Here is a 26,040-nt window from a genome sequence, read left to right on the forward strand (position 1 = left end):
CGATGCAACTGAGCCGCGAGGATCTGATCGGCGCCTATCGCCGCATGGCCACGATCCGCCAGTTCGAGGAACGCCTGCACGAAGAGATCAAGTCAGGCGAGATCGCCGGTTTCACCCATCTCTATGCGGGACAGGAGGCGGTCGCGGTCGGAATCTGCGACCAGCTCACCATCGAGGACAAGATCGTCTCGACCCACCGGGGCCACGGCCATTGCATCGCCAAGGGCTGCGACGTGAAGGGGATGATGCAGGAGATCTTCGGCCGCGCCGGCGGCACCTGCAAGGGTCGCGGCGGATCGATGCACATTGCCGACCTGTCGATCGGCATGCTCGGCGCCAACGGCATCGTCGGCGGCGGCGCGCCGCAGGCGGTGGGCGCCGCGCTGGCGGCAAAGCTCGACAAGAAGGGCCGGGTGGCGATCGCCTTCTCGGGCGACGGCGCCTGTAACCAGGGCACCACCTTCGAGGCGATGAACATGGCCGTCGTCACGAAGGCACCCGCGATCTTCGTGTTCGAGAACAACCATTATTCGGAGCATACCGGGGTCGACTATGCGGTCGGCACCGCCAAGGACATCGCCAGCCGCGCCGAAGCCTTCGGGATGAAGGCCTGGCGCGCCAACGGCTGCGACTATTTCGATACCTATGAGGCGATGCGCGAGCTGCTCGACTATGTCCGCGCGGGGAACGGCCCGGCGGCGATCGAGCTCGATACCGAGCGCTTCTTCGGCCATTTCGAGGGCGATCCGCAGCGCTATCGCGGCAAGGGCGAACTCGACCGCATCCGCGAGGAGCGCGACTGCCTGAAGGCGTTCCGCGCGAAAGTCGCCGAAGCCAAGCTGCTCGACCTCGCCGAACTCGACGCGGTCGATGCCCAGGTAGCCCAGCTGATCGAGGCGTCGGTGGTCGAGGCCCGCGCCGCGCCCGCGCCCGATCCGGCGACGGTCGCCGACGATGTCTATGTCGATTATTACTGAAGGGGGCCGCTGACATGGCGATCATGACCATCCGCGACGCGATCCTCCAGACGCTCCACGCGGAAATGGAACGCGATCCCGACATCATGCTGCTCGGCGAGGATATCGTGGGCGGCAACGGCACCGCCGGCGGACCCGAGGCGATCGGCGGCATATGGGGGACGTCGGGCGGACTCTACGACAAGTTCGGCCCCGACCGGGTGATCGACACGCCGATCTCCGAAAGCGCGATCGTCGGCGCCGCCGCGGGCGCCGCGCTTGCCGGCAAGCGGCCGGTGGCCGAGCTGATGTTCGCCGATTTCGTCGGCGTCAGCCTCGACCAGATCTGGAACCAGATCGCCAAGTTCCGCTACATGTTCGGCGGCACGACCCGATGCCCGGCGGTGATCCGTCTCGTCTACGGCGCCGGCATGAACACCGCGGCCCAGCACAGCCAGTCGGTCTATGCGATGCTGACCGCGATGCCGGGATTGAAGGTGGTGCTCCCCGTCACCCCGGTCGACGCCAAGGGCCTGCTGACCGAGGCGCTGCGCGGCGACGATCCGGTGATGTTCTTCGAGCACAAGGCGCTCTACGGCGTGAAAGGCGAGGTGCCCGATGGGGATCATCGCCAGCGCTTCGGCGAGGCGCGAATGGTGCGCGAGGGCGGCGACGCGACGATCGTCACCTGCGGCCGCATGGTCAACTTCTCCGAAAAGGCGGCCGACAAGCTTGCCGCCGACGGGATCGGCTGCGACGTGATCGACCTGCGCACGACCAGCCCGCTCGACGAGGAGGCGATCCTGGACTCGGTCGAGGCGACCGGCCGGCTGATCGTCGTCGACGAAAGCCCGCCGCGCTGCAGCCTCGCGGCCGACATCTGCGCGCTGGTCGCGACCAAGGCGTTCACCAGCCTGAAGGCGCCGCCCGAACTGGTGACCGGGCCGCACAGCCCGATCCCCTTCGCCCGCGAGCTCGAGCGCGCCTGGGTGCCGTCGCCGCAGAAGATCGAGGCCGCGGTCCGCCGCGCCCTGGCGGCCGGCTGAGGGGGCGGACATGGCCAAGCTCAAGCCGTTCACCATGCCCAAATGGGGCATCGAGATGAGCGAAGGCACGATCGCCGAATGGATGGTGGCCGAGAACCAGCCTTTCGCCAAGGGCACGGTCCTGACGCTGATCGAGACCGACAAGATCACCAACGAGGTCGAGGCCGAGGCCGATGGCCGCTTCGTCCGGCTGATCGCCGAGGCGGGCCAGACCTATCCGGTCGGTGCCCTGCTTGCGGTGTTGTCCGACGGCGGCGAGGCCGATCCGGCCGAGATCGACGCGCTGGTCGCCGGCTTCAAGCCGGTCGATGCCAGCTTCGCGACCGATGGCGGCGAGACGGCCCCCGCCGCGTCGCCGTCGCCGGTCGAGGTGCCGGCGCCGGTGCCGACGGCGCCAGCCATCCCCGATGGTATCGCGATCAGCCCGGCCGCGCGCGACAAGGCGGTCGCCGCCGGGCTCGACGTGATCAGCATCGACGGTTCTGGCCGGGCAGGCCGGATCACCGCGCAGGACGTCGACCGGGCGATCAGCCCGCCGGCCCCGGCCGCGCTGGTCGGCGTGCTGCCGGCTACCCCGGCTTCGAGCGTCTTCGCGACGCCGATGGCGCGCCGGGTCGCGGTGCTGCACGGCGTCGCGCTCGAAAAGCTGACCGGCAGCGGTCCGCGCGGCCGCGTCCGCAAGGCCGACGTGCTGGCCGCGATCCCGGCACCGGCCCCGCCTGCCGAAGCTCCGGTGTCTACAGCGCCGGGCGAGGTCGAGGTGCTGCCGATGTCGTCGATGCGCCGCACGATCGCGCGGCGCCTGACCGAGTCGAAGCAGCAGATACCGCATTTCTACGTCCGCCGCCGGGTGCGCGCGGACCGGCTTCTCGCGCTGCGCGCCGCCGTCCAGGGGCCGCGGCCGAGCATCAACGACTATCTGATCAGGGCATGCGCGCTGGCGCTGGTGGAAGTGCCGGAGGTCAATATCCAGGTCCATGGGCAGGATATCCACCGCTTCGGCAATGCCGACATCGCCGTCGCGGTGGCAACCGGGAAGGGGCTCGTCACGCCGATCGTGCGCGCCGCCGACGAACTGTCGGTCGCGCGAATCTCCGAAGCGATGACGGGCCTCGCCCAGCGCGCGCGCAGTGGCAAGCTGAAGACCGAGGAGTTCAGCGGCGGCAGCTTCTCGCTGTCCAATCTCGGCGGCTTCGGGGTCGAGCAGTTCGACGCGATCATCAATCCGCCCCAGGGCGCGATCCTCGCGGTCGGCTCCGCCCGGCCCGAGCCGATCGACGACGACGGCGCGATCCGCATCGTCCCGGTGCTGCACCTGTCGCTGTCCTGCGATCACCGTGCGATCGATGGTGCCGACGCGGGGCGCTTCATGGCGGCGCTGGCGGCGCTGATCGAGACTCCGGCGCTGTTGTAGACCGTCCCTCGCGGGGAGGGGGCGGGGTGGGGCTTTCGCGTCTTGCCGAGATCAACTGCCACGCGCCGTCGTCTTGCCAGCGCAGGCTGCGCTGGCATCGCATGAGAGGTGCTCCCCTATCTCGCGAGATGCCAGCCTGCGCGGGGCCTTTGCGTAAGAGCCCATCTCCATTCTCGTCATCGTCATCCCCTCTGCCTTTCCGCCTTCGGGAAGAAAGACGAAGATGAAGGGAGATCCCGGCTTTCGCCGGGATGACGGAAGGGGACGGCGTTACGCAAAGATCCCGCGTAGGCTGGCATGACGATGAGGGGAGGGTGGCAATAGAGGGCTGGGCTTCCGCATGGACGGGACCTGCGTCAAGGCCACGACCCAACCATGGATATCTGGTCGGTTGAGGTGGCATTCCTTCGAACGCCACCGTCATTCTCACCCCAGCGACCGATAGAAGGCGAGCTTCATCTCGCCATCCACGCACGCCAGGATCGGCGGCACCAGCCGGTCGTGGAAGTCGATCTGCATATGATGGTCGAACGCCGCATCGTCGCGGAAGGTCGCGACGATCTGGAACAGGTCGGGGTCTTCGTCCGACTGGAACAGCTCGTAGACCAGCGCGTCGGGCTCCCGCTCGAACACCAGCCGCTTGAGTTCCGCCTGCAGTGCGATCAGCTCGGGCCCGCGGCCCGGCTTGGCGCGCAGCTCGGCGATGAAGCTCTTCCCCTTCATGCGGCTTCTCCCAGCCCGAGTTCCTCGACCAGCTGCGTGCGCAGTCGGAACTTCTGGATCTTCGACGTCGACATCGGCCAGTCGCTGACGAAGCGGACATGGCGCGGCAGCTTGAAGGTGGCCAGCTTGCCCTTGCAATGGGCGATCAGCTCGGCCTCCGACGCTTGCGCGCCGTCGACCAGCTCGACGAAGGCGGCGGGCACCTCGACATAGCGCGGATCAGGCAGGCCGACGACCTGCGCGAGCTTCACCGCCGGATGGCTTTGCAGCATCGCCTCGATCTCGGCCGCCGCGACATTCTCGCCGCCGACCTTCAGCATGTCCTTGGTACGGCCATGGAACATGATGTGCCCGCTTTCGTCGAACGAACCGATGTCGCCGGTGTGGAACCAGCCGTCGCGCAGCACCTCGGCGGTCTTCTCGGGGGCGTTGTAATAGCCCTTGAGCATGTTCGGGCCGCGCGCGACGATCTCGCCCCGCTCGCCCAGCCCGCAGTCGCGCCCGGTTTCGGGATCGACGATGCGGACTTCCCATTCCTCGAGCGGCACGCCGAGCCGGCCGGTGCGCAGCTCGAACGAATCGTCGATGTTGCTGGTGCAGATCGTGCCCGCGCCCTCGGTCAGGCCATAGGTGCCGACCTGGATGGTGTGCGGCATCGCCTTGGTCATCGCCTCCTTGATCCAGGCGGGCTGGACCGCGAAGTTCGAGTTCATCAGCCTGAGCTTCGACAGGTCGGTCGAGATGAAGGCCGGGTGGGTGATCAGGTCCTGCATGATCGTCACGAAGCTGGGATAGGCGACCGTCGCCCCTTCGCGCCCGAGCATGGCGAGCGCGGTCGCCGCGTCGAAATGCGGCACCGTCAGATAGGCGCCGCCGGCGTCGATCACCATCGTCAGCGGCAATATGCCGGCGATGTGAAAGATCGGCAGCGGCGACCAGACCTTGTCCTCGGCGGTCACCGCATAGCGCCGGCCGAGATTGCGGCTGTTGCCGACGATCGCGCGGTGGCTGATCAGCGCCCCCTTCGGATTGGCGGTGGTGCCGGAGGTGTAGAGGACCAGCGCGATCTGTTCGGGGTCGACCGCGTCGATCCGTGCGTCGAGCTCCGCGTCCGCCACGGAAGCGCCTTCGGCGAGAACGGCCTCGCTCGACACCATGAAGGGCTGGCAGGGAGGATCGATGCAGATGATCCGGCGCAGCAGCGGCGCGTCGTCCAGCGTCAGCGCATGCGGATCGGCATCGCCCAGCGCAGGGAAGGCGGCCTGGAGGCGCTGCGAGAAGTTGAGCTGGTCGGTCACCGCCCCGGTGGTGACGAGCGCGACGAGATCGGCGTCGCGGACGAGGAAGGCGAGCTCATGCGCCTGATAGCGCGCGTTGACCGGCACCGCGACCGCGCCGATCATGGTGATGCCGAACATAACCTCGACGAACTCGGGCCGCGTTGTCAGCAGGATTCCGACATTCTGGCCGGGCTCGACCCCCATCGCCAGCAGCGCCTTCGCCCAGCGGCGGGCGGAGGCATAGAGGCCGGCATGACTCAGCCGCCGGTCGGGGAAGACCAGCGCGTCGGCATCGCCGCGCGCCGAGGCGCTGGATCGCAGCATCGCACCATAGGTGTAGATCGCGCTCATCGGGCCGGCTCCAGATCGTAGAGCATCTCGCGCTCATAGCTGCCGTCCATGCAACCGATCATCTGTTCGATCAGCGGCTTGCCATGATCGGTTTCCATATGCGCCGCGTCGGCGGCCTCGTCGACGAACGATTCGTAGACCGCGAACATGCCCGGTTCTCCCAGCCGGAAGAATTTGAAGGCCAGCGTGCCCGGCTCTCGATCGACGAGCGCCTCCATCTGCCGGGCGAGCGAAACGAATTGATCCTCGCGCTCCGCCTTGATCCGGAAGCGCGACAGGAAGCTGTAGGCCATTCGGCGATCCTCTCCGCCATTCGACGCTCGGGCGCCATGTCGGGCCATTAGAAAACAATCATGACTGATTTTTCAAGGGGGCAATTTGCGATCCTGCGCTTTTGTTGCGACGCATCAACCCGCCGCGCCACGGGAGATATGTGGAAAAAATAAAACATGCATGACTGATTGCAATTTGTGTTGCCTGCGGTAATCTCCGCGGCGTCCAGCGATGCCGGCCGTCAAGAGTCCGGTTCAGGAGAGGAGGATGGGGATGTTCAAGAATCATTGGTATCTGGGTTCCGCGTGCGCGGCGCTCGTCGCGGGGCTGACGGCCATGCCGGCATCGGCGCAGACGGCGCCGGCCGAGGCCGCGCAAACGGCATCGGACAGCGCGCTGCAGGAAATCGTCGTCACCGCGACCCGGCGCGACTCCAACCTCCAGTCGACCGCGATCGCGATCTCGGCGGTCGACGAAAACCTGATCCGCCAGGCGAGCCCGCGCAACGTGGGTGACCTCGCCGCGTTCGTGCCGAACTTCTCGGCGGCGACGATCACCAACTTCAACGCGGCATCCTTCTCGATCCGCGGCGTCGGCCAGAACAGCATCATCGTCTATTTCGAACCGCCGGTCGCGGTGCTGGTCGACGACTTCGTGATGCCTTCGGTGCAGACCCAGCTCCTCGATACCTTCGACGTCTCGCAGGTCGAAGTGCTGCGCGGCCCGCAGGGCACGCTGTTCGGCAAGAACACCACCGGCGGCGCGGTCGTCGTCAAGACCAAGCGGCCCGAGCTTGAGAAGATCGAGGTCGAGGGCCGGCTGCAGGTCGGTGATTTCGGCACGGTGATCCCGCAGGCCTCGTTCAACCTGCCGATCGGCCAGACGCTCGCCTTCCGCGGCGTGATCGGCCACACCCAGTCCGATGGCTATTACAAGAATGGCGGCTGCTTCGGTCCCGTCACGCCCTTCGCCACCAGCGCGTTCGCCCAGAGCTTCGCGGGCCAGAGCGGCTGCGGCGACGGCCGCTCGCTCGGCGGGCAGGACGTCTGGAACGCCCGCGCCAAGCTCCTCTGGGAACCGACGCCCGAGTTCAGCGCGCTGCTCCAATATGAATATCTCCGCGACCGTTCGGACAGCGTTCCCTCGGTCAACCAGACCCCCGCCTCGAACGGCTTCCTGTTCCACTCGCTCGGCCTGGGCTCGGTGCCGAACCGCAACAGCGATCCGCTGAAGAATGCCGCGCTGACCGACCGTCAGGGCGCGCTGCTGCAGATGAAGAGCGGGCAGATCGTCAATGTCGACGGCGTCTACCTGAACATGGACTACAAGGCCGACTGGGGTACCTTCACCTCGGTCAGCGGCTATCGCAACCAGCGGTCGCGCCTGCCCAATACCTATATGGGGACCGCCCCGGTGTCGTCCAACGGCACCGTGCTGTCGCTGTTCGACGCGCAGCGCGACGACAACCGCAAAACCTACCAGCAGGAGCTGCGCTTCGCCTCGTCCTTCGACGGGCCGTTCAACTTCGTCGCCGGCGGTTTCTACCAGAAGGACAACACCACCTTCTGCGTCGCCCAGCTGCTCGGTTTCCTCGACCTCGCCAGCGGCGGGCCGGGCTTCGGCAACTGGAACGACAACCCCTATATCCTCTGCAACGCCCAGAAGGCGCGGTCGAAGGCCACCTTCGTCGAAGGTACCTTCAAGTTCACGCCGACGCTGACCCTGACGGGGGGCTTCCGCTACACCTGGGAGAACAAGACCTGGTACGGCCGCCAGCAGGTGTTCGCGCAGCAGCTCAACGGCGGGTTCGACAACGCGATCACGCTGGGCCACGCGCTCGACGCCAATGTGTTCGACTATACCGCCGGCGTCATCAAGGTGAAGGACAGCGCCAAGGAGCCGACCTGGCGGATCAGTCTCGGCTGGCAGGCGACGCCGGACATCTTCGGCTACGCCACCTATTCGCGCGGCTTCAAGGCGGGCGGCTTCAACGACCAGATCGGCAGTTTCCACCCGTTCGTGAACGCCGACGGCACCGACAATCCCACCGCCTTCGCGGCGGCGGCGTCGGCGACCAAGCCCGAACGCGCCGACAGCTACGAAGCCGGCGTGAAGACCGAGCTGTTCGACCGCCACCTGCGCTTCAACCTGACCGGCTTCTACGTCGAATATAGCGACCTGCAGAAACAGATCGTGGTGCCGCTGGTCGTCGGCGGGCAGCAGTTCCAGGTCACCCGCTTCTTCAACGCCGCCAAGGCGACGGTGAAGGGCCTCGAACTGGAAAGCACGCTGATCCCGATGCAGGGCCTCACCCTGCGCGGGCTCGTCGGTTATCAGGACGGCAAATATAAGAGCTATGTCACGCCGATCCCGGCGGGCTACGACCTGTCGACCGCGCCGCTCGACCGCCTGCCCAAGTGGCAGTGGACCGCCGACGCCACCTATGAGCTGCCGATCGGTGACTACAGGCTGCAGTTCAACGGCAACATCAACTATGTCGCCCGCAACCTGTTCACCCAGTCGATCACCAGCCCGGCGGAGAACACGTTCCTCAACGCCCGGACCCTGCTGAACGCCTCGATCACGCTCGCCGAAGCGGACAACAAATATTATGTCCGCCTGATCGGCCGGAACCTGTCCGACAAGCGCTACGTCACCGGTTCGCAGGTCGTCGGCGGCCTGTGGGCGAACGGACAATATGGCCCGCCGCGCTACTTCGGCGCGGAACTGGGCTTCAAGCTGGGCAACTGAGCGATGGAGCGGCGCCCGCGCGATGGCGATGCCAGCGCGACGGGCGCCGCTCCCGCCTTCTCAGGCCGCGGCCTCGGCGGGAAGGCAGACGGTGTCGAGGCCGAGCGCGTGGGTGAACCGGCCCATCGCCATCCACATGCCGATCGCCAGCGTCAGGTCGGTGATCTCCGCGTCGCTGTAGGCGGCGCGCATCTTCGACCAGAAGCCGTCGTCATAGCCGAGTTCGTCGGGCGAGAAGGCCATGCGCTCGGCGAGATCGACCGCGAGCCGCTCGCGGTCGTCGAGCAGCGGGCTGGTCTTCCACTGGTCCACCGCCGCATAAAAGGCTTCGTCGGGCCTGGCGCCGCCGCGCGCGACCAGCGAACGCGAGGGATCGCCGCCGACCGAGGCGAGATAGCCATCGAGATGGTCGGCCGCGCGGAAGCCCTGGCACACCAGGCAGCCGTTGATCTGCGCGATGCGGTAGCGCGCCGCCTCGGCGATGCGCAGCGACAGGCGCAGCGACTGATAGACGGCGCGCACGAAATCGCCGGCGGCCGCCCCGATCGCGGGCGAGTGCTGGCGCAGCGCATAGCCGAGCGGATCGGCCAGATCGTCGGCAGGGATATGGATGTTGGGCATCTGTCTCTCTCCTTCGGCACATCATCTTCACGGCAGAAGAGAAGCGGGCGTCGAGGAGCAGGCTATTGAACCGATCATAGCATCGTACCGGTCGCGTTGCACGACCGAAAATCCGTTCAAGTCTCTGTGAAATCGGAGGATATCTTTCGATGCATGCCGTCGTTCGTCTTGCGCTTCTCTCGACCTCGCTACCGATCCTGGCGCTGCCGGCGTGCAGCAGGCCAACTGTTCCCGCCAGCGGAAAGGCGGCAGTCGCGGCGGCCGATGCGGGGGCGGGGCCCGACGGATGGCGCGCGCAACTGGCCGATGGCAGCGACGGCCGCGACTGGCCGGCCTTCGGCCGCACCTATGGCGAGCAGCATTACAGCCCGCTGACCCAGGTCAACCGCGACACGGTGAAGCGGCTCGGGCTCGTCTGGTCGCTCGACCTGCCGGCCGGCAATCCCGCGACCGGACCGGTCGAGGTCGGGGGGGTGGTCTATCTCGCCTCGGGCTACAGCGTCATCCGCGCGATCGACGTCCGCACCGGCAAGCTGCTGTGGACCTATGATCCCAAGGCGCCCGAGGCCGCCGGGCACAAGCTGCGCCAGGGCTGGGGAAGCCGCGGCATCGCCTATTGGAACGGCAAGCTCTACACCGGTACCCAGGACGGGCGGCTGATCGCGGTCGACGCGAAGACCGGCAAGCCGGTCTGGTCGGCGATGACGGTCGGCAAGGACGACGGCCGCTTCATCAGCGGGCCGCCGCGCGTGTTCGACGGCATGGTGATCATCGGCCATGGTGGCGGCGACGTCGGGCCGGTGCTGCGCGGCTATGTCACCGCCTACGACGCCGAGACGGGCAAGCAGGCATGGCGTTTCCACACCGTCCCCGGCAACCCCGCCGACGGGTTCGAGAATGATGCGATGCGGATGGCCGCGAAGACCTGGTCGGGCGAATGGTGGAAATATGGCGGCGGCGGGACCGTCTGGAACGCAATCACCTATGACGGCGAAAGCAAGACGATCTTCCTCGGTACCGGCAACGGCTTCCCGTGGAACCGCAAGATCCGCAGCGCCGGCAAGGGCGACAATCTGTTCCTCTGCTCGATCGTCGCGCTCGACGCGCGGACCGGCCGGTACAAGTGGCATTATCAGATCAACCCCGGCGAAAGCTGGGACTTCAACGCCGCGATGGACATGGAGCTCGCCGACCTGGTGATCGACGGCAAGGCCCGCAAGGTGCTGATGACCGCGCCGAAGAACGGCTTCTTCTACGTGATCGACCGGACCGACGGGAAGCTGATCTCGGCGAAGCCCTTCGTCGCCACCAGCTGGGCGAAGCGCATCGACCTGAAGACCGGCCGCCCGGTCGAGGAGCCCAATATCCGCTATGAGGACGGCCCGGTCACCTTCCGGCCGACGCCGGTCGGCGCGCATAGCTGGCCGCCGATGGCATACAGCCCGCAAAGCGGGCTCGCCTATATTCCGGCGATCGACATGCAGGTGACCTATGACGATCGCGGCATCGACCGGAAAAACTGGAAGCCGGCCGAGGGAATGGCGCTCAACTACGGCGTCCGGATCGCGGTGGGGAAGGCTAGGCCGAGCGATACCACCGGCTATCTGGTCGCGTGGAACCCGGTTACGCAGAAGGAAGCGTGGCGTCTGCCGATGAGCGCCCATTTCAACGGCGGCCTGATGGCGACGGCGGGGGGGCTCGTCTTCCAGGGGCATCCCGATTCGACCTTCACCGCCTATGACGCCAAGACCGGCCGGATCGCGTGGAACTACGACGCCAAGGCGCCGGTGGTCGCGCCGCCGATCAGCTACAGCGTCGACGGGCGGCAATATGTCACGGTGATCTCGGGCATGGGTACCAGCGGCGGCATGTTCGGGCCGCTGCTCACCCAGTTCGGGATCGACTATCGCACCCAGGCGCGCCGCGTGCTGACCTTCGCGCTCGACGGCAAGGCGACCCTGCCGGCGAAGATCCCCTATACGCCCAGGGCGGTCGACGATCCCGATTTCCGGCGCGACCCGGCAAAGGTTGCGGCGGGTGGCGAGACCTTCGACATGCGGTGCGCCGTCTGCCACGGCGGGCTGGCGATCCCGGGCGGGACCGCGCCGGATCTGCGGACCTCGGCCATCATCCTCGACGCCGATGCCTTCGCATCGGTCGTGCATGACGGCGTGCTGGTGCCCAACGGCATGCCGCGCTTCGAGGAGCTGACCGCCGGACAGCGCGACGACCTGCGCCATTATCTGCGCAGCCGGGCGGACGATCTTCGCAAGGGCAAGTAGGAGAGGGCCCTCCTCCCCCAGCCGTCATGCCAGCGCAGGCTGGCATCTCAGGAGAGGAGCGGCCACCCTTATCTCCCGAGATGCCAGCCTGCGCTGGCATGACGATTTTGGGTGGGGTGCGGCGTGAGATGCCAGGCGGTGCGTCAGATCGAGACCACCGCCTCCTTCCCGTCCCAGCGGCGCGTCGCCTCATGGATCGCGCCGAAATAGTCGTGCATGTCCTGCCCGGCCTCGATCAGCTCGACCATCGTGCCCGGCCACAGCGTGTCGGTGTCGAGATAGGCGAAGCGCGACAAGGGCAGCACGCCTTCCATCGCCACCCCGATCCCGGCGGCGCGGGCGGCGGCCATCTGGGCGTCGTAGTCGTCGGCATAGGTGCCGACATGATGCGCGCCCTGCCGCCCGGCGGCGAGGAACTCGCGATAGGGGGAAGGATCGGAACCGGGCTGGATCAGCTCGATCATCGTGTCGCCGCTGTAGCTGATCGAGACCCCGCGATAGATGTCGTTGTCCTGCGGGATGCGCTGGCCGCGCACCTCGAGCCATTCGGCCTGGAGCGGGATCGGGAAGCGGACGAACGGACCGACGCCCATCGTCCGCGTCCAATGGATGATCGCCGCCTCCATGTCCTCCACCACCCAGCAGATCTGGAATATCCGCCCGAACAAGCGACTCATCGGCTCTCTCCCGTAACGGCCTTCAGTTTGGCCTTGCAAAACAATCATGCATGTTTTTTTATACATGTCGATCCGCGACGACGGAATCGAGGAGAGACGTGATGAACTACGATTTTCGGCTGTGGGACATTCACGTTGGGGCCCAGCACCCATTCTACGCGCACAGCTATGTCGACAACGGCACCGCGCGGCCGACGCCGGCCCGCTACCACGACCCGGCCTTCGCCGCGGAGGAGTGGGAGAAGGTCTTCGCGAAGAGCTGGCTCGTCGCCTGCCCGCTGTCGGACATTCCCGAGGAGGGCGACTTCGCCCGCTTCGACATCGGCCGCGAAAGCTTCATCGTCGTGCGCGGCGCGGATGGCGCGGTCCATGCCCATTACAATGTCTGCCCGCATCGTGGCAGCCGGCTGGTGCTCGACGATTTCGGCAGCGTCTCCCGCTTCACCTGCCCGTTCCACAGCTGGCAGTTCGCCCTGGACGGCGAGAATATCGCCGTTACCGATCCCGAGACCTTCCGCCCCGAGGTACTGTGCCACGATCGCGACATGACCTCGGTGCGCTGCGAGGTGGCGGTGGGGCTGGTGTTCATATCGATGGACCCCGACATCGAGCCGCTCAAGCAATGGCTCGCGCCGATCCTGCCGCAACTCGAACTCTACGACATCGACAAGATGTATGTGATCCAGCACCGCCGCTCGGACTGGGGCGCCAACTGGAAGGGCGGGGTGGACGCCTTCGCCGAGATCTACCATCTCCACGCCGTCCACCCGCAGACCCAGTGCCTGATGGACGACCGCACCCAGATCGACCTCTATCCCGGCGGGCTCAGCCGCCAGTTCGTTCCCTTCGCCCAGCCGTCCCCTCGGTTCGGCGACCAGGAGAGCGTGAACCCGGGCATCGCCCTGATGCTGCGCGACGCGGGCATCGATCCGGCGACCTATGGCGGGACCGCCCGGGAGACCCGCGCCGCCGTCCAGATCGCCAAGCGCGAGCGCGCCGCGCGCTACGGGCTCGACTATGACAAGTTCAGCGATTCCCAGCTGAGCGACAGCACCGTCTACAGCCTGTTCCCCAACGCCCAGATCGGTTGCCATCCCGAGGCGGTGTTCCTCCACCGCTTCCTGCCGCACGCGACCGATCCGAACCAGTTCACCTATGACACGATCATCCTCTACCGCCATGTCGACGCGCCGGGCTACACGCCGCCGGCCTGGATGGGCCTGAGCGAGGAGATCGACACCAGCGGCGCGACCCGGCCCGATGTCGTCCACACCGGCCTCGGCGAGCCGCCGGGCCTCGGCGAGGTGCTCGACCAGGATTCGGACCTGCTGCCGATCGTCCAGGCCGGCGCCCGCTCGCGCGGCTTTCGAGGGCCGCTGTGGAGCGAGCAGGAGGGCCGCCTGCGCCATTTCCATGCCGAGCTCGACCGGCGCATGGCGAAGGGAGAGCCGGCATGAACTACGATCTGCGCGGCTGGGCGGTCCACAAGGATTCGGAGCATCCCTTCGACCTGCCCGCCGGCCATATCGACAATGGATCGGCGCGGCCCGATCCCGTCCGATACACCTCGAAGGCCTTCGCGCGCGCGGAATGGGAGAAGGTTTTCGTCCAGGCCTGGCTGATGGCCGGGCCGGTCAGCGACGTTCGCGAGCCGGGCGACTGGATGAAGTTCGACATCGGCGTCGAAAGCTTCATCATCGTCCGGACCGGGGACGGCGGATTGGCCGCCCATTACAATGTCTGCCCGCATCGCGGCAGCCGGCTGGTCCAGGGCGACGTCGGGTCGCAGGACGCTTTCACCTGCCCCTTCCACAGCTGGCGCTTCGGCCTCGACGGCGTCAACGTCTCGGTCACCGATCCCGAGACCTTCCGGCCGGAAGTGCTGTGCCATGGTACCGACCTGTCCTCGGTGAAGGTCGCCGAGGCGGCCGGCATCGTCTTCATCTCGATGGCCGACGATCCGCCGCCGCTGGCGGAGTATCTCGGCCCGATCCTGCCGATGCTGGAGAACTACCGGATGGACGAGATGCACGTCGTCCAGCACCGGCGATCGGACTGGGCGGCCAACTGGAAGGGCGGCATCGACGCCTTCTACGAAAGCTATCATCTCCACGCGATCCATCCCCAGACGATGGGCATTCTCGACGACCGCACCCATATCGATCTCTATCCGGGCGGAATGAGCCGGCAGTTCGTGCCGTTCGGCCAGCCCAATTCGCATTTCCCCGACCAGGAGGGGATCAATCCCGGCATCGCCGCCATGCTGGGCGACGCCGGGCTCGACCCCGCAACCTTCCAGGGCAGCGCGCGGGAGAGCCGTTCGGCGATCGCCATGGCGAAGCGCGACCGCTCGGCGAAACTGGGGCTCGGCTATGAGAGGTTCAGCGACGCGCAGCTGACCGACAGCGTGATCTTCGGCATCTTCCCCAACGCGCAGATCGGCTGCCATCCCGAGGCGGTGTTCCTGCACCGCTTCAAGCCGCACGCCGAAGACCCCGAGCAGTTCACCTATGAAACGACGATCCTCTATCGCCATGTCGACCTGCCGGGCTATGGCGCGCCCTTGTGGATGGGGTTGGGCGACGACGTCGACCTGACCGGGGCGACCCGGCCCGACGTCGTCCACACCGGCCTCGGCGAACCGCCGGGGATGGGCGAGGTGCTCGACCAGGATTCGGACCTGCTGCCGATCGTCCAGGCCGGCGCCCGCTCGCGCGGCTTCCGCGGCCCGCTATGGGGCGAGCAGGAGGCGCGGCTCCGCCATTTCCATGTCGAGCTGGATCGCTGGATGGCGGAGTAGGGTTACGCCGGTCGAGGCGGTCTAGGCTCGCCCTCAGAAGAAATAGAAGCGCAGCGCCGCATCGGACATCTGCCGCCGCATCCGCGCATCGGGGACGATGCGGTAGAAGGTCTGCAGCGTTCCGGCATAGCCGATGCGGTCCTCGCAGCCGACGAAGGGCGCGTCGCTGCCCCAGAACAGCCGCTCGGGCCCAGCGACCTCGATCAGCCGCGCGGCATAGCCGGCCAGCGCGTCCTCCGGCAGTCGGAAACCCGCCGACAGCTTGACCCGCGTCCGGCCCCGCTCGACCGCGTCGAGCACCGCCCGGAAGCCTTCGCCCTCCATGCCGCGTTCGGCACGCAGCAGGCCGAAATGGTCGACGACGATATCGATGCCGCTGTCGTCGAGCGCGGGCAGGATCGCCGCCAGCTGCGCGCCGCTCAGGTTCAGCTCGATGTGCAGCCCGGCGTCCGCCAGCCGCCCGATGAATCGGCGGAAGCGGTAACCAGCGAGATCGGGCAGCGGCGCGGCGACAGGCAGCTGGTAGCGGATGCCACAGACGCCCTGCGTCTTCAGCGCCGCCATCTCGGCCGGCCCGGTGTCGGGATCGAGCATCACCGTGGCGCGCAGGCGCCTGTGCCGGGCCAGCACCGATAATGTATAGTCATTATACTCGCCGAACAGGCTGGCGGCGGTCACCACCCCGAAGCTGACGCCATGCGCGTCCAGCTCGGCCAGATAGGTTTCGACCGGATAGTCGTAATCGGGTCGGGTCCAGGCGCTGTCGGTGAACGGCATCGCCCGGGTGAAGACGTGGCAATGCGCGTCGATGACCGGCGGTTCGGGCGCGATCATCGCCGGGCTGCGAACAGCGCCTGCCCGTTGTCGTGCAGCACCTTCGCCCGCTCGGCGTCGGTCAGCAGCGCGGTCGCGGCGATCGCCTGCTCGACCATCTCCTCATAGCTGTTCTTGGTGTTGCCATAGTCGGACCCCCACATCACCCGCTCGACGCCGAAGCTGTCGACCATGCGGCGTACGAAGCGCTGCGGATCGATCCCGGTCTCGGCGAAGCGGTTGAAGTTGATCTGGGTGAATTTGAAACGGACGTTCGGGACGTAGAGCAATGAAAGATGCTCGGCCCCGATCGTCCCTTCGTCGCCCTTGTCGACGGCGGGCCAGCCGCAATGGTCGAGGCAGATCACCGTCGAGGGGAAGCGCTTCGCCAGCGCGATGACCCGTCCGAGCGCCGCGGCCGATGGCACTCCGGGCGCGTACATCAGCACCATGTGGAGGCCGAGCTCGTTCGCGACCTCCCACGTCTCCAGCGCCGCCGGCGAGTCGAGCCACGGATATTCGCCCTCGCCGTCGGGATAGCCGAACAGGCGCAGGCCGCTGACGTTGTGGCCGGTCGCGAGGGTGCGAAGCGTCGCCGGGGTCGCCGGATCGGCCGCCTGCAGGATCAGCACCGTCGAGAGACGGTCGGGATGCGCGTCGCCGACCGCCAGCGCGTAGCTGTTGTCGCTCTTGTAGACCGTGTTGTACTGGACCGCCGCGCCGCCGGCGACGCCAAGCCGGTCCCATAGCGGGATCAGGCTGGCCGGGGTTGCCGGGTTTGCGGCGATACGGGCGCGGACCGCTTGCTCGCCTTCGCGCGCGCCGGTGACGTCGATTGGGTAGCGCGCGGTATCGCTGGTGAAGAAGTGCGCGTGGGTGTCAAACAGCCGGGCTTGCGGCATCTTGGTCTCCGGATTGCAGGCGATGGGGCGATTGGCGGGCGGCGAGGCGGTTGGCGAGGTGCATGGTGACGGCGGGGACGACCGCGATCACCGAGAAGACGAAATAGGTGTCCATGCGGTCAAGTCCCGCGCCGACCAGGAATCCGCCGATCATGGGGCCGATGATCGCGCCGACCCGGCCGAAGCCGACGACGAAGCCGACCCCGGTGTTCTGGACGTCGCTAGGATACATCTTCACCGCGACGAGGAAGAGGCCGGTATAGGCGCCGACGACGAACAGCGTGGTGACCCCCGCCATCGCCAGCAAGGGCACCGGGTCGGGCGGCTGGATGCCGAAGATGACCAGCGAGACGGCCGCCAGCGCGAAATAGATCGCGGTCAGCCGGCCCTCGCCGATCCGCCGGGCGAACAGCCCCATGGTGAGATGGCCGAGCGCGCCGCAGGCGCCGGTGATCATGCCGCTGGCCGCCGCCAGCGTGGGCGACAGGCCGGCATTGGCGAGGATGGTCGGTTTCCAGTTGAGCAGGAAATAGCCGACGATCGCGTAGGTGAGCGAGGCGACCCAGACGAGGATGGTCGCCCGTCGCAGGTCGGGAGCGAGCAGCGCCTTGATGCTGCCACGCTCCGCGCGCTCGACCGGGAGCGGCGGGAAGTCGGCCAGCGGCGCCTTCCGGGCGCGGGCAAGCAGGCGGTTGAGCTTCGCCAGGTCGCCGGCCTTGCGGCGCTTGGCGAGGAAGTCTGGCGACTCGCCGAGCAGGACCAGGCTGGCGGCGAAGGTGATGGCATTGAGGATGCCCGCCGCGACGAAGATCGTCCGCCATCCCGAAAATTCGAGCGCGAGCACCGCGATGCCGCTCGCCGTCATCGTGCCGATGGTGAAACCGAGATGGAGGATGGCGAGCGAGATGTTGCGCACCTTGTAGGTGGTGACCTCGGCCACGGTGGTGTTGAGGCATACGACGAGCGTGCCTAGCCCGATCCCGGTGACGAAGCGCAGCACCAGCAGTTCATAGACGTTACCGGCGATGCTGGTCAGCAGCAGCGCCGCCGCCAGCGATCCGATCGCGGCGAGCATCACGGGACGGCGGCCGATCTTGTCGGCAAAGGGCGCCACCACGAAGGCGCCGATCGACAGCCCGACCGACGAGACGCCGAAGATCGTGCCGAGCACCGCGGGCGCAACGCCCCACTCCCTGGTGAGGACCGGCGCGGCGAGCGCGAGCGAGACGACGTCGAACCCGTCCGCGACGTTGCAGAAGCAGCAGAGCGCCACGACCAGATATTGGTAGGGGCTCATCGCCACCGCCAGCAGGCCGGGCCTTTCGTCCCCAGTGCCCCGCGATGTTCCAGCCACGCCTCTCTCCTGCTTTTCGGAACCCGCGGTCGCGCCGGTGCGGTACGGGTTTTTGCCTATATCTAATTTCATTCGTCAATATGCGATTTCACCGCTTGCGCAAACTGGAAACTGTATGTCATAAACAAGTATCGTTCGTCATATCATAATGAGTCAGGGGCGTGGCTCGTCGGTTGGCCGCAAGGCCGGCAACGCCGGCGAACGATGATCTGAAGGCAACAGCGGCACAGGAAGAACGGCCGCACCAAACCTTGGGGAGGATCGATGAAAAGGACTATTTCCGTATCCGCGCGCGTGCCGTCGGCCTGGTTGGCCGGTTCGAGCATCGCGGCGCTTTCGCTGCCGCTGCTGGCGGTCGCTTCCCCGGCCGGGGCGCAGGTCGCCAGTCCGGTACCGGCGACGGCCGAGAGCGACAGCCGCTACGACGACAGCCGGGAGATCACGGTTACGGGCTCGCGCCTGCGTACCGGCTTCACCGCGCCGACCCCGGTCACCGCGATCGGCGACGCGCAGATCGAAAGCCGCGCGATCACGACGGTCGGCGAGCTCAACTATGAAATCCCCCAGCTGCGCATCAACCAGAATATCGGCCGGTCGAGCGAGCCGGTCGGCCAGAACGTCGCCGATCTCCGCGCGCTCGGTTCGGCCCGCACGCTTCTGCTGCTCGACGGTCGCCGCCTTGCCGCGACCAGCCCGTTCGGCGGTATCGACACCAACATCTTCCCGGTCTCGCTGATCAACGGGGTCGAGGTGGTGACCGGCGGCGCATCGGCGGCCTATGGATCGGACGCGGTCGCGGGCGTGATCAACTTCTCGATCGACAAGAAGTTCGAGGGGCTGAAGGTCGACGCTTCCTACGGCCAGTCCAAATATGACGACTTCAGGCGGCCGGTGATCTCCGCGGCGGTCGGCAGGAGCTTCCTCGACGACCGGCTGCACGTGACGGCAGCGGGCGACTTCTTCCGCAACACCGGCCAGACCCGGGTGGCCAGCCGGCCCTGGGGCCGCGGCAGACCGGTGCTGTTCAACAATCTCGGCTATACGCCGACCAACGGACAGACGAAGAGCTTCATCGCCCGGGGTGCGACCTTCTCCCGCATGACCTTCGGCGGCCTGATCGTCGCACCTGCGACCAGCCCGCTCTACGGCATCCAGTTCGGACCGAACGGAACGCCGCAGCCGTTCAACTATGGCAGCCAGATCAACACGGTTTTCCAGCTCGGCGGGCAGGGCGATTCGCTCGAGGATGACGGCAATCTGATGCCGCACATCACCCGCTATTCGGGCTATGGACGGCTGAGCTACGAGGCTTCGGACAGCCTGTCCTTCTGGTCTGAGCTCCTCTGGTCGCGGGTAGAGGTCAAGTCGGACCTCGCTCCCAATTACGACAGCGGCACGTTGACGATCCGGCGCGACAATGCGTTCCTGCCGTCGTCGATCCGCGACATCATGACGGCCAACAACATCAACCAGTTCAGCTTCGGCCGCGTGAACCTGGAAGATGGCTTCTCGGAAAACAACAGCGTCACCCGCGCCATGCGCTATGCGGCGGGCGCGGAGGGCAAGTTCGGCGACGGCTGGACCTGGGACGCCTTCGTCCAGCGGTCGGACAACCGCTTCCGTCAGGAAAGCGTCAACAATCGCATCCAGGCGAACTGGTTCGCCGGGGTGGATTCGGTGGTCAGCCCGACGACCGGTCAGCCGGTCTGCCGCATCAACGCCGACGCGGGCACCGCCAACGACAATCCGGCCTGCGTGCCGATCAACGTGTTCGGCGCCGGATCGATCAGTCCGGCGGCGCTCGACTGGTATCGCGGCACATCCTTCTACGATGCGAAGATGAGCCAGAACGCGGCCGGACTGAACGTCGCCGGTGCCCCCTTCGCGACATGGGCGGGCGACGTGTCGCTCGCCTTCGGCGGCGAATATCGGCGCGAGAAGATCGACAGCAAGTCGGACGCGATCTCGCAGATCAGCGGCTGGCGGTCGATCAACCAGCAGCCCTTCTCGGGTAGCCTGAACGTCAAGGAAGTCTATGCCGAGGTCGGCATCCCGCTGGCCAAGGACATGGCCTTCGCCAAGAACCTCGAGCTGAACGGCGCGATCCGTTATGCCGATTACAGCTCGTCGGGCGGGGTCACCACCTGGAAGGTCGGCGTCAACTATTCCCCGATCTCGGACATCCGCTTCCGGGGCACGATCAGCCGCGACATCCGGGCCGCGAACGTCAACGAGCTCTATGCGGGCCGCAACCAGGTGATCAACACGATCATCGACCCGCGTGACAATGTGGCGAACTTCGTGACCCAGCTGACCGGCGGCAATCCCGCGCTCGATCCGGAAAAGGCGGACACCAAGGCGGTCGGCGTGGTGCTCCAGCCCGGTTTCATCCCCGGGCTCAGCGTCTCGCTCGATTATTACTCGATCAAGATCAAGGACGCGATCACCTCGGTTCCGGCGCAGACGATCGTCGACAACTGCCTGAAGCTCAACATCGACAGCTTCTGTCCGTTCGTCGAGCTCGACGGCGCCGGCAAGATCAGCCGCGTGACCGCGACCCTGATCAACACCCAGACGGTGAAGACCAGCGGTGTCGACTTCGAGGCGGCCTATCGCCGTCCGGTGGAATGGTTCGGCCAGGACGGCGGCATCAGCGCCCGCCTGCTCGTCACCTATGTCCGCGATCTCGAGCTCACCACCTCGGGCGTGACGATCGATTATGTCGGCGATCTCGCCACCGACTATAGCGGCCAGCCGCGCTGGAAGGCCAATTTCGACCTGACCTACAGCGGCGGTCCGCTGAAGCTCGGCGCCTATGTCCGCTATATCGGCAACGGCAAGTTCCGGTCCTTCTACGTCGACGACGTCGACCTGCCCGCCGATCAGAACCATGTGAAGGGTCGTGCCTATGTCGACCTGTCGGGGGCCTACAAGATCACCGACAATATCGAGCTCTACGGCAAGATCGACAACCTGTTCAACAAGGCGCCGCCGATCATTCCCAACAACATCGTCCAGCCGACCGTATCCAATTCGCAGATGTTCGATCGGATCGGCCGTTTCTACGTGGCGGGCGTCCGGCTGAAACTCTGATCCCGGCCGCCGGCCAGAAGGGGGCGGGCTCCGGCGCGACGACGCGCCGGGCCCGTCCCCTTCGTCTTCAACGACAAGGATATGCGCGTGTCCAGATCGCCCACCGACGTGATCCGCCAGACGCCGATGAGCGTCTATCAATATGCGATCATCGCGCTGTGCGTGCTCAGCTACGCTTCCGACGGGGTCGACGTCGTCACCCTGTCCTACGCCGCTCCCGCCTTGATGAAGGAATGGGGCATCTCGGCCGAGACCTTCGGCCTGGCCTATACGGCGACCCCGGTCGGGATCGCCATCGGCTCCTTCTTCCTGTCCCCGCTCGCCGACCGGATTGGCCGCCGCACGCTGACCCTTTGGTTGCTCGGCTCGCTGGTGATCATGCTGTTCCTGACCGCCGTCAGTTCCTCGCTGCTGATGCTGGTCACCCTGCGCCTGCTGACCGGCGTCAGCCTCGGGGCGCTGGTGGTCTGCCTCAACGTCACCGTGGCGGAGTTCAGCAACGAGGAGCGTTCGAACCTGCTCGTCGGCATTCTCCATACCGGCTATTCGGCCGGCGGGATGGTCTGTGGCGCGCTCGCCGCGCTGCTGCTCGAACCCCTCGGCTGGCGGTCGCTGTTCTACGCGGCCGCGATGCTCAGCGTCGTCAGTTTCCTGCTCAGCCTGTTCGTCCTTGCGGAATCGCCGATGTATCTCGTCGCGCGCCGCCCGGCCGACGCGCTCCAGCGGCTCAACGCGACCTTTCGCCGGATGAACAAACCCGAGTTCGACAGCCTGCCGCCAGCGCCCGAGACCGCGCGCGGTGGCAAGAAAAGCGCGACGATCATCCCGCGCGCGCTGTGGTTCGGCACCGCCCTGCTCTGTCTCGCCGGCTTCGTCTTCACGATCAGCGGCGGCTTCATGGCGAGCTGGCGGCCGAAGCTCCTCGACATGGCCCACATGACGATGACGTGGAACGGCATCGCCGGGGTTTGCACCCACGGCGCCGGCATCTTCGCCCATCTTTTCGTCGGCGCGATCGCGCGCCGGGTGGGGGAGCGCAAGATAGCGGTGATCTTCCTGATCGGCATGGGGCTGGCCTTCACACTGCTCGGGATGGTGCCCGACGGCGCGATTCTGCCGCTGATCGTCGCATCGGCCCTGTCGGGCTTCTTCAACGTCGGGGCGTTCACCGCGATCATGCTGGTGACGCTCAACTATTTCGAGCCCGCCGTCCGCAGTGCGGGTCTCGGCATCATGCTCGGCTGCTCGCGGGTCGGCGGGATCGTCGGGCCGCTGCTCGGCGGCTTCGCGATCGGCGCGGGGTTCGGCCGTTTCTGGACGCTGTTCCTGTTCGCGGTGATCCTGCTGATCCCGGTGGTCGCGGCGATCTACGCGCGGTCGAGCGCGAAGGGCGAGCCGGCGCCGGCGCATGGCTGACGAACTTTTCCCGTCATTCCGGCGAAAGCCGGAATCTCACTGCCCTTGGCGCTCGATTGCGCCATGGTCCGCAAAGGGAAGGGAGATCCCGGCTGTCGCCGTGATGAGGATATCGGGAGCCATGGAATGACGAAAGCACTTCAACCCGCCCGCTGGATCGCGGCTGCCCTGCTCGCCACCGCCACGATCGCCCCCGCGCAGACCGCGCGCCCGGCACTCGACTATGCCAGTGCGGCGAAGATCCGCGACACCTGCCTCGACTGGGCCGCGAAGAACGGGAAGCGCATGACCGTGGCGGTGATGGACACGCACGGCATGCTGGTCGTCTATGCGCATATGGACGGCGCCTCCTACCAGGCCGGCGAGATGGCGCGCTGGAAGGCGACCGCCGCATCGCGCTTCGGCAGGGCGACCGCCGACATCGCCAAGCTCAACCCGGCCCCGAACGTGCCCAATGTCGCGACGATTCCCGGCGGCGTCGCGGTCTATACCGCCGACGGCGTCGCGCTGGGCGGCGTGGGCGTGTCGGGCGGCCGGCCGGATGAGGATGTCGGCTGCGCCACCGGCGGGATCGCGGCGGCGGGGCTGAAGACCGACAAGCCGCCCCAGCCTCAATAGGCGTCGATTTCCTTCAGCGCCTCGGCGGCGAGACCCCAGCTTTCGACGCCGCCCGCTACGCCGATGTAGAGCGTGGTCTGCAGCAGAACCTCGCGGATGTCCTCCTTGGTCGCGCCGTTGGCGACCGCGCATTTGACGAGGCGCTTGAGCGGGGTGTGGCGGTTGAGCGCGGCGCAGATCGCCATCGTGATCAGGCTGCGTTCGCGCAGGGTCAGGCCCGGGCGGGTCCAGGTCTCGCCGAAGCAGGCCGAGGTGACGTAATTCTCCAGCGGCTCGTGGAAGTCGTCGGCAGCGTCGAGCCGCTCGACGCTGGCGGCGCCGAACAGCGTCTTGCGCATCTCGCGGCCGGCTTCGAAGGCGGGGTCGTCATGCTTGAGGGCCATGGTCTGGTTCCTGTCGTTCAGAGGAGGGTTCGGATCGATCGGCCCAGCTGCGCCATTTCGTCGCGGGCGGGGGCGGAGAAGCGGAGCGCGCGGAGGAAGCCGTGCGGCATCGCCGGAGCGGTGCGGATATCGGCCGCGGTGCCGGCCTTGCGCAGCGCGCCGGCATAGTCGCGGCCTTCCTCCAGCATAGGATCATGCTCGGCGACGATCATGGTCGCGGGCGGAAGGCCGGAAAGGTCGCGATTGCGCAGCGGCGGGACGAGGCCGATCGGATCGCGCGCGTCGCAGGCGCGCCAGGTGCGGAGCATCGCCTCGATGACGGGAAGGGTCAGCACCGGATCGACGGCGGCGCGGTGCGCCGCGCGTTCGGCGATGTCGAAGACGCCGTAGAGCAGCACCTGGCAGGCGATCGCCGGGCCGCCGCGATCGCGCGCCAGGATGGCGAGCTGCGCGGCGATGAAAGCGCCCGCGCTGTCCCCCGCGACGCCGATCCGCGCGGGATCGATCCGCAGGCCTTCGGCCATCGCGTGCGTCCAGGCGAGGCTGTCGAAGCTCGCCTCGATCATCGCGCGCGGGGTGGCCTCGGGCAGGCGCGGATAATGGACGCTGATCACCGTGGCGCCGCTCGCCTCGGCCAGCGCCATCGCCAGCGGCTCGTAGCTTTCGATGCTGCCGATGGTGAAGCCGCCGCCGTGGAAATAGACCAGCGCCGGTTGGGGCCCGTCGCCCGCCGGGCGATAGATCCGCACCGGCGTCTCGCAGCCGTCGCCGACGACGAAGCTCGAGGCGACCTCCATCCCCTCGGGACGGGGAATGGCGATGCGGTCGGCATGGCGATCGGCCAGCAGCCGCGCCGCCTCGAGCGGCGGGCGCTGTCCGGCCGGCGCCAGCCGGACCGCTTCGATATAGTCGGCGATCCCGTCCGCGAGGGTGGGGCCGGCCGTCACCTCAGGCCCAGAGGCGCTCGGATGCGAGCTTCGCGCCCTCGACCAGCGCCGACAGCTTCGCCCATTGCACCTCGGGATGGACCCGCGCCATGTTCCAGCCCTGCGAGAAGCCGCAGTCGGTGCCCGCGATCACATTCTCGCGGCCGACGACGCCGGCATAATTAGCGATCCGCATAGCGATCAACTCGGGATGCTCGACGACGTTGGTCTGGTGGCTGATCACGCCGGGGACGAGGATCTTGCCGTCGGGCAGCTTCACGTCCTTCCACACCGTCCACTCATGCTCGTGGCGCGGGTTGGCGCCCTCGATCACATAGGCCTGCGCCTTGATCTTGAGGATGATGTCGATCACCTCGCGCAGCGGCACGTCGGTGGTGTGCGGGGTGTTCATCGATCCCCAGCACATATGGTACCGGACCCGGTCCTCGGGAATGCCGCGCAGCGCGTGGTTATAGGCCTCGACCTGCCGTTCGGACGCGCGGCGCAGATCCTCGGGGGTCGGGTTGGGATTGCCGGGCAGCACCTGGTTGCGGGCCGGCAGCCCGAGGTCGAGCTGGACGACGAAGCCGGCATCGACGATCGCCTTATATTCGACGTGCATCGCGTCGGCGAGCGCATAGAGATAGGCCGATTCGTTCTCATAGACCTCGCCCGCATCGGCGTCGTCGCGCGCCGGCGTGGCCGACGGCATGAACGCCTCGACGAAATCCTTGCCCGCAAGCGCAGCCTTGTAGTTGTCGAGATCGCGCTGGAGCGCGTCCTGCCCGACATAGGTGATCGGCGCGGCGACGCGGACCCGGTTCGGGGGGGTCTTCGCGGCCTGGCGCGTCTTCTCCGCATCGAGTTCGGGCGGCATCCACATGGTTTTGTACATGGCGTTGTACTGCTTCATGAAGCCCGGAAATTCTTCGCTCAGCTGGGCATAATAGGGGCCCTTCGCCTCCGGCGGCACCTTCTCCAGCCCACCCAGCCGCTCGGTCACATAATTGTGGAAGCTGGGCTTGGAAATCTCGCCGTCGCTGGGGATGTCGATGCCGATTTCGGCCTGTTTCGCGACGACATCGGCGACGCCCTGCGTCACGTGCGCCTGGAAGGCGGCCTCGTCGACGGGCTCGCCCAGCGTCTTCGCCATCATGTCCCTGAGGACGGGGAGGGGGCGGATAAGACTCCCGACATGGGTTGTCAGGATACGGTCGGTGCTGCGCCTCACATCATCTCCTATGCTATCGGTTGGGCTCTAACACGCTGCCGTGAACGGCATGCGAATGAAAGCTTGGCTTATAGTTATCTTGGTGCCATGTTGAATGATATTTGTAAATAGCGACTCTGCGGAACGGGAA

General features: G+C 66.9%; 21 protein-coding genes. 10 read left to right on the forward strand and 11 right to left on the reverse strand.

The features are described 5' to 3' along the window. The first annotated feature begins 2 nt into the window (after positions 1-2). The 3 genes from ASE22_RS13805 to ASE22_RS13815 are packed head-to-tail and all read left to right on the forward strand — an operon-like array spanning position 3 to position 3,416. Entirely contained in the window at positions 3-977 is a 975-nt protein-coding gene (locus ASE22_RS13805; RefSeq protein WP_056361269.1) for a thiamine pyrophosphate-dependent dehydrogenase E1 component subunit alpha, read from the forward strand. A 14-nt stretch (positions 978-991) separates the two neighbouring features. After that, the gene (locus ASE22_RS13810) at positions 992-2,002 is read left to right on the forward strand and encodes an alpha-ketoacid dehydrogenase subunit beta (protein WP_056360335.1); all 1,011 of its coding nucleotides are present in this window, start codon (positions 992-994) and stop codon (positions 2,000-2,002) included. Positions 2,003-2,012: 10 nt separating this feature from the next. Continuing rightward, positions 2,013-3,416 carry a 2-oxo acid dehydrogenase subunit E2 gene (locus ASE22_RS13815; protein WP_056360338.1) on the forward strand — a complete coding sequence of 468 codons (1,404 nt, stop codon included), beginning with the start codon at positions 2,013-2,015 and terminating at the stop codon, positions 3,414-3,416. Between the two features lie 426 nt (positions 3,417-3,842). Here the strand turns inward: ASE22_RS13815 and ASE22_RS13820 are convergent, their stop codons facing one another. From ASE22_RS13820 to ASE22_RS13830, 3 genes are read right to left on the reverse strand one after another with little or no spacing between them, the layout of a single operon-like run. After that, positions 3,843-4,139 (reverse strand): putative quinol monooxygenase, encoded by a 297-nt coding sequence (locus ASE22_RS13820; RefSeq protein WP_056360342.1) that lies wholly within the window; start codon positions 4,137-4,139, stop codon positions 3,843-3,845. Next, positions 4,136-5,770 carry a class I adenylate-forming enzyme family protein gene (locus tag ASE22_RS13825; protein WP_056360345.1) on the reverse strand — a complete coding sequence of 545 codons (1,635 nt, stop codon included), beginning with the start codon at positions 5,768-5,770 and terminating at the stop codon, positions 4,136-4,138. The genes ASE22_RS13820 and ASE22_RS13825 overlap by 4 nt, the downstream gene beginning before the upstream one ends. Continuing rightward, positions 5,767-6,063, reverse strand: coding sequence for a putative quinol monooxygenase (locus ASE22_RS13830; protein ID WP_056360348.1), 297 nt, complete (start codon positions 6,061-6,063; stop codon positions 5,767-5,769). The genes ASE22_RS13825 and ASE22_RS13830 overlap by 4 nt, the downstream gene beginning before the upstream one ends. Before the next feature lie 253 nt (positions 6,064-6,316). On the opposite strand from ASE22_RS13830, the gene ASE22_RS13835 reads away from it, so the two are divergent. After that, positions 6,317-8,794, forward strand: a complete 2,478-nt coding sequence (locus ASE22_RS13835) for a TonB-dependent receptor (protein WP_056360351.1) — start codon at positions 6,317-6,319, stop codon at positions 8,792-8,794. Positions 8,795-8,854: 60 nt separating this feature from the next. Here the strand turns inward: ASE22_RS13835 and ASE22_RS13840 are convergent, their stop codons facing one another. Next, a complete protein-coding gene (locus tag ASE22_RS13840; protein WP_056360353.1) occupies positions 8,855-9,415 on the reverse strand; it encodes a carboxymuconolactone decarboxylase family protein in 561 nt (186 codons plus the stop codon). Between the two features lie 149 nt (positions 9,416-9,564). Between ASE22_RS13840 and ASE22_RS13845 the strand changes: the two genes are divergently transcribed. Next, positions 9,565-11,697 (forward strand): PQQ-dependent dehydrogenase, methanol/ethanol family, encoded by a 2,133-nt coding sequence (locus ASE22_RS13845; protein WP_082545448.1) that lies wholly within the window; start codon positions 9,565-9,567, stop codon positions 11,695-11,697. Between the two features lie 143 nt (positions 11,698-11,840). On the opposite strand, the gene ASE22_RS13850 is transcribed toward ASE22_RS13845, so the two are convergent. Next, on the reverse strand, positions 11,841-12,374 hold the full coding sequence (locus tag ASE22_RS13850) for a VOC family protein (RefSeq protein ID WP_056360355.1): 534 nt from the start codon (positions 12,372-12,374) through the stop codon (positions 11,841-11,843). A 101-nt stretch (positions 12,375-12,475) separates the two neighbouring features. On the opposite strand from ASE22_RS13850, the gene ASE22_RS13855 reads away from it, so the two are divergent. Further along, on the forward strand, positions 12,476-13,831 hold the full coding sequence (locus ASE22_RS13855; RefSeq protein WP_056360358.1) for an aromatic ring-hydroxylating oxygenase subunit alpha: 1,356 nt from the start codon (positions 12,476-12,478) through the stop codon (positions 13,829-13,831). Continuing rightward, positions 13,828-15,174, forward strand: coding sequence for an aromatic ring-hydroxylating oxygenase subunit alpha (locus ASE22_RS13860; RefSeq protein WP_056360361.1), 1,347 nt, complete (start codon positions 13,828-13,830; stop codon positions 15,172-15,174). Before ASE22_RS13855 ends, ASE22_RS13860 begins: the two co-directional genes overlap by 4 nt. A 33-nt stretch (positions 15,175-15,207) precedes the next feature. Here ASE22_RS13860 and ASE22_RS13865 read toward each other — a convergent pair whose 3' ends face one another. From ASE22_RS13865 to ASE22_RS13875, 3 genes are read right to left on the reverse strand one after another with little or no spacing between them, the layout of a single operon-like run. Then, on the reverse strand, positions 15,208-16,008 hold the full coding sequence (locus tag ASE22_RS13865) for an amidohydrolase family protein (RefSeq protein ID WP_056360364.1): 801 nt from the start codon (positions 16,006-16,008) through the stop codon (positions 15,208-15,210). Then, positions 16,005-16,889, reverse strand: coding sequence for an amidohydrolase family protein (locus tag ASE22_RS13870; protein WP_056360367.1), 885 nt, complete (start codon positions 16,887-16,889; stop codon positions 16,005-16,007). The genes ASE22_RS13865 and ASE22_RS13870 overlap by 4 nt, the downstream gene beginning before the upstream one ends. Beyond that, complete coding sequence (locus ASE22_RS13875; RefSeq protein ID WP_162248213.1) at positions 16,867-18,243, reverse strand: MFS transporter; 1,377 nt, start codon at positions 18,241-18,243, stop codon at positions 16,867-16,869. The genes ASE22_RS13870 and ASE22_RS13875 overlap by 23 nt, the downstream gene beginning before the upstream one ends. 264 nt (positions 18,244-18,507) lie before the next feature. Between ASE22_RS13875 and ASE22_RS13880 the strand changes: the two genes are divergently transcribed. The 3 genes from ASE22_RS13880 to ASE22_RS13890 all read left to right on the forward strand — a co-directional run bounded on the left by ASE22_RS13880 (position 18,508) and on the right by ASE22_RS13890 (position 23,370). Beyond that, positions 18,508-21,336 (forward strand): TonB-dependent receptor domain-containing protein, encoded by a 2,829-nt coding sequence (locus tag ASE22_RS13880; protein ID WP_056360374.1) that lies wholly within the window; start codon positions 18,508-18,510, stop codon positions 21,334-21,336. An 87-nt stretch (positions 21,337-21,423) separates the two neighbouring features. Beyond that, positions 21,424-22,752 (forward strand): MFS transporter, encoded by a 1,329-nt coding sequence (locus ASE22_RS13885; RefSeq protein WP_162248214.1) that lies wholly within the window; start codon positions 21,424-21,426, stop codon positions 22,750-22,752. A 126-nt stretch (positions 22,753-22,878) separates the two neighbouring features. Beyond that, positions 22,879-23,370 carry a GlcG/HbpS family heme-binding protein gene (locus ASE22_RS13890; RefSeq protein WP_056360379.1) on the forward strand — a complete coding sequence of 164 codons (492 nt, stop codon included), beginning with the start codon at positions 22,879-22,881 and terminating at the stop codon, positions 23,368-23,370. Here the strand turns inward: ASE22_RS13890 and ASE22_RS13895 are convergent. Genes ASE22_RS13895 through ASE22_RS13905 form a run of 3 tightly spaced genes read right to left on the reverse strand, consistent with a single transcriptional unit; the run spans position 23,364 to position 25,910 of the window. Beyond that, positions 23,364-23,753: a carboxymuconolactone decarboxylase family protein gene (locus ASE22_RS13895; RefSeq protein ID WP_056360381.1), complete on the reverse strand. Its 390-nt coding sequence runs from the start codon at positions 23,751-23,753 to the stop codon at positions 23,364-23,366. The two genes, ASE22_RS13890 and ASE22_RS13895, sit on opposite strands and share 7 nt — an antisense overlap. A gap of 17 nt (positions 23,754-23,770) precedes the next feature. Then, positions 23,771-24,700, reverse strand: coding sequence for an alpha/beta hydrolase (locus ASE22_RS13900; RefSeq protein ID WP_056360384.1), 930 nt, complete (start codon positions 24,698-24,700; stop codon positions 23,771-23,773). Position 24,701: 1 nt separating this feature from the next. Beyond that, on the reverse strand, positions 24,702-25,910 hold the full coding sequence (locus ASE22_RS13905) for a cobalamin-independent methionine synthase II family protein (RefSeq protein ID WP_156397224.1): 1,209 nt from the start codon (positions 25,908-25,910) through the stop codon (positions 24,702-24,704). Positions 25,911-26,040 lie beyond the last annotated feature (130 nt).

It is taken from the genome of Sphingomonas sp. Root720, assembly GCF_001428605.1.
Taxonomy (GTDB): Bacteria; Pseudomonadota; Alphaproteobacteria; order Sphingomonadales; family Sphingomonadaceae; genus Rhizorhabdus.